Below are 3,658 nucleotides of genomic sequence, written 5' to 3' on the forward strand. Positions count from 1 at the left end.
TGGAATTTTTTTCCCTCTTTATAGATTGGATACCCATTATTATCTTTTCCAACAGTCCAGAAAGTTTTAGCAACTTCCATTAGATTCTGTGTTCCAAGTATATTTGTTTCTAAAAATATCCCTGGATTTTCAATACTTCTATCTACATGACTCTCTGCTGCAAAGTTTACAACATAATCGATATCATGTTGCATAAATATATTTTCAACTAGTTCTCTATTACAGATATCTCCTTTAACAAAAGAAACTCTAGAATTTTTTAATTCCTCTCTTATTGTTCCAAGATTTCCAGCATAAGTTAGTTTATCTAGCACAACTAACTTTATATCCCCATGCTTTTCTAGCATATATTTAACAAAGTTAGCACCAATAAATCCTGCTCCACCTGTTACTAAATAAGTTTTCATTACAGTTCCCCCTTCTCTCTCATCTCGTTTAGAAATCTATCTATCCCACTTTCCCAAGTTGGAATTTTCTCTCCTATAGCTTCTTCTAATTTGCTACTATCAAGTTTTGAGTACTCAGCTCTTTTAGCTGGAAGAACGAAGTCACTACTTTTAGCCCTATTCAGAATTCCTTTCCATCCAATAGAATCTAAAACATACTTTGCTTGATCATATTTTGAAGCTACTCCACTATTACTTAGGTGATATAGCCCATATTTTTTAGTTTCTAGTAATTTTAAAGAGCACAATGCTAAATCATATGAGTATGTAGGAACTGATACTTGATCATCAACTATTCCTAGTATATCTCTAGATTTGCTCCAGTTTATAACTTGTCTGTTAAAGTTATTATTAGCTATTCCAAATACCCATGATGTTCTTACTACAAAACTTTTATCATAAGCCTCTAATACTAATTTTTCTCCTTCAGCCTTAGCTTCTGAATACACAGAAAGTGGTGCAGGAATATCCTCTTCTGTATAAGCAGTTTTTTTACTTCCATCAAAAACAAAGTCTGTAGAATATGTTATATAATCTGCCCCTACCTCTTTAGCTACTAACGCTAAATCTCTTGGTGCATAAGCGTTTAGTTTATAACACATCTCTGCCTCTTCTTCTGCGTTATCAACATTATTGTAAGCCGCACAGTTTATAATAAGATTTATATTTTTATCTTTTACAAACTTTCTTACTGCATCTATATTTGTAATATCTAACTCTTTATAATCAGTTGCTATAAAATCTAGGTTTCTTTCTTTAAATATTCTTTGAAAATCATATCCTAATTGTCCATTAGCTCCAGTAATTAGTATCATCCTATTACCACACCACTCTCTACAAACTCTTTTAATGTTTGTTGTTTTTTATCTTTATCAGAAAGTAGTATTTCATCTGCTGATAATCCATGCTTTTCAAAATTCCAATCTATTCCTATATCAGTGTCATTCCATAATACTCCTGAATCGAACTCTGGTGCATAATAATCTGTACACTTGTATTGAAACTCAGTGTTATCCTCTAATGTTAAAAATCCATGAGCAAATCCTGCTGGAATATAAAACATCTTTTTATTATCAGCACTTAATTCTACTAAATAGTGTTTTCCAAAAGTAGGGCTATCTTTTCTAAGATCTACTGCTACATCTAAAACTGCTCCAGCTGTAACTCTAACCAGTTTTCCTTGAACATGTTGCGTTTGAAAGTGTAACCCTCTCAATACACCTTTTTTAGATTTAGAGTGATTGTCTTGAACAAATTCTACATCCATTCCTATTTCAGAAAAATCTTTTTTAGAGTAACTCTCCATAAAAAATCCTCTTTTATCTCCAAATACTGTTGGCTCTATTACTATTAAATCTTTTATTCCTGTTTCAACTCTTTTAAATTTACTCATGACTACTCCTTTATTAAGTTCATTAGGTACTCACCATAATGCGATTTTAATAATGGTTTTGCTAACTCTTCTACCTTCTCTTTAGATATCCATCCATTTTTATAGGCAATCTCTTCTAAACAAGCTACCATTACACCTTGTCTACTTTGAATTGTTTTTACAAAGTTCGATGCTTCTAAAAGTCCATCATGAGTTCCTGTATCAAGCCATGCCATTCCTCTACCTAAGCTTAATACATTTAATGTACCTTCATTTAGATACATCTCATTTAGTGTTGTTATCTCTAACTCTCCTCTGTGAGATGGCTTAACAGTTTTAGCTTTTTGCACTACAGTGTTGTCATAGAAATATAGTCCTGGAATCGCAAATTTAGATTTTGGTATTACCGGCTTCTCCTCCAGAGATATAGCTTTACCATTCTCATCAAACTCTACTACTCCAAAAGATTTAGGATCATTTACATAATAACCGAATATTGTTGCTCCAGTTTCTCTTTTAGCAGCTTCACGAACTATTCCTGTAAGTCCATGACCATAGAACATATTGTCCCCAAGAACTAATGCACATGCATCGTTCCCTATAAAGTTTTCTCCTATAATAAATGCTTCTGCAAGACCATTTGGACATTCTTGAATAGCATACTCTATTTTAAGACCTAGGTCACTTCCATTACCTAATAACTCTTCAAAAGTTCCAATATCTCTAGGGGTTGATATTACTAAGATATCTTTTATCCCTGCTAACATAAGTACTGACAGTGGATAATAGATAAGTGGCTTATCATAAATTGGTGTTATTTGCTTACTGATTGCTTTTGTTACTGGATACAATCTTGTTCCAGACCCTCCTGCTAATATGATTCCTTTCATTAATCCAACTCCTCAAATAATTTTTTCCAATAGTTATATATGTTTTCATTATTAAACATTTTCGAATTATTTATGCTTTCTAAAGACATTTCTTTTAATTTATTTTGATTTTCTATAAGATTTATAATTTTATTTTTAAACTCCTGTTTATTAAAGCATTCTACTAAATATCCATCTTTTGTATTATTTATTATATCTCGAGGCCCCCAAGGGCAATCATACGATATTATTGGTAACCCAAATGTTTGAGCTTCAATTAATGTTAAAGAAAATGATTCCATTTCTGAAGCTGATAATAAAAATTTATAATTTGGATATACTTTTTCTAAATTTCTATTAATTCCTTTTAGTTTTATATTGTTTTCCATTTTTTTTAATTTTATTAATTCTTTTAATTTAGTTTCTAAACTTCCTTTCCCATATATATGAAGCTCCCATTCTTTTTTGATTTTAAAAACTTCACTGCATATATCTATTAAATTTTCAAATCCTTTTCCATTTTCTAGTCTTCCTATCGACAAAATTTGTTTTTTTTCTGCTTCTTTTTTAACCTCTTCTTTAAAATTAGCAAAAGAATTTGGATTAGGTATATAATTTATGCATATACTTTCTTTTTCATATGCAGTATAATCGTGTCTATTAACTACTACTAATTTTTTTAGTTTTTTATACCTTTTTAATTTTATTTTTCTAATTTTTTTAGGTGTTGATTCATATATTACATGTTCCATTCCCACAGTATTTTTGTCTAATAAACTAATAATTATGTTAATATAATAATCTGTCCCTATTATTATACTTTCCTTTTCTAAATATAATTTTTTAATTATATTTAAATATTTTATAAATTTTATAACTCCCCTCATATATCTAGATTTTATTCCTTTAGGATAAAATAAATACTCTATTTCTATTTCAGGATTTAACTTATACGTTAATTTATCTGAATT

The 3,658-nt window shown here is 29.7% G+C and carries 5 protein-coding genes; all 5 read right to left on the minus strand.

The genetic code is table 11. The features are described 5' to 3' along the window. Positions 1-407, minus strand: a 407-nt coding sequence (locus tag HMPREF0202_RS15450) for a GDP-mannose 4,6-dehydratase (protein ID WP_023051584.1), incomplete at its 3' end; no start/stop codon positions are given. Next, positions 407-1,261, minus strand: coding sequence for a dTDP-4-dehydrorhamnose reductase (gene rfbD / locus HMPREF0202_RS00855; protein WP_023051585.1), 855 nt, complete (start codon positions 1,259-1,261; stop codon positions 407-409). The genes rfbD and HMPREF0202_RS15450, both read right to left, overlap by 1 nt. Further along, complete coding sequence (gene rfbC, locus HMPREF0202_RS00860) at positions 1,258-1,839, minus strand: dTDP-4-dehydrorhamnose 3,5-epimerase (protein WP_023051586.1); 582 nt, start codon at positions 1,837-1,839, stop codon at positions 1,258-1,260. Before rfbC ends, rfbD begins: the two co-directional genes overlap by 4 nt. A gap of 2 nt (positions 1,840-1,841) precedes the next feature. Then, positions 1,842-2,708: a glucose-1-phosphate thymidylyltransferase RfbA gene (gene rfbA / locus HMPREF0202_RS00865; protein WP_023051587.1), complete on the minus strand. Its 867-nt coding sequence runs from the start codon at positions 2,706-2,708 to the stop codon at positions 1,842-1,844. After that, positions 2,708-3,658: glycosyltransferase (locus HMPREF0202_RS00870; RefSeq protein ID WP_023051588.1), on the minus strand; the 951-nt coding region annotated here is incomplete at its 5' end. The genes rfbA and HMPREF0202_RS00870, both read right to left, overlap by 1 nt.

This window comes from Cetobacterium somerae ATCC BAA-474 (assembly GCF_000479045.1).
Taxonomy (GTDB): Bacteria; Fusobacteriota; Fusobacteriia; order Fusobacteriales; family Fusobacteriaceae; genus Cetobacterium_A; species Cetobacterium_A somerae.

What these genes read in the sequence shown, in the direction of transcription:
- rfbD (WP_023051585.1), bottom strand. Translation starts at nt 1,261, where the DNA reads ATGATACTAATTACTGGAGCTAATGGACAATTAGGATATGATTTTCAA.
- rfbC (WP_023051586.1), bottom strand. Translation starts at nt 1,839, where the DNA reads ATGAGTAAATTTAAAAGAGTTGAAACAGGAATAAAAGATTTAATAGTA.
- rfbA (WP_023051587.1), bottom strand. Translation starts at nt 2,708, where the DNA reads ATGAAAGGAATCATATTAGCAGGAGGGTCTGGAACAAGATTGTATCCA.